Source organism: Cupriavidus sp. SIMBA_020, assembly GCF_046535395.1.
In the GTDB taxonomy this organism is placed as follows: Bacteria; Pseudomonadota; Gammaproteobacteria; order Burkholderiales; family Burkholderiaceae; genus Cupriavidus; species Cupriavidus campinensis.
Genome location: NZ_JAWRWU010001511.1, coordinates 1 through 241, shown reverse-complemented (window position 1 = coordinate 241; position 241 = coordinate 1). Strand labels below are relative to the sequence as shown.

The window sequence follows — 241 nt, the reverse complement described above, 5'->3', positions numbered from 1 at the left end:
CGCGTTCCAGGTGTCGTCCAAGATCGACTCGCGCACCATTCTCGACCAGATGGGCGCGGAGACGCTGCTGGGCCAGGGCGACATGCTCTACATGCCGCCGGGCACCGGCCTGCCGGTGCGCGTGCACGGCGCCTTTGTCAGCGACGATGAAGTGCACCGCGTGGTCGAAAGCCTGAAGGCGCAGGGCGAGCCGAACTATGTCGAGGGCCTGCTGGAAGGCGGGCTGGACGGTGACGGCGGC

The 241-nt window shown here is 68.5% G+C and carries 1 pseudogene; it reads left to right on the top strand.

The annotated features are described in order from the left end of the window. Positions 1 to 241, top strand: a pseudogene (locus tag SB751_RS34645) (DNA translocase FtsK); the annotation flags it as partial.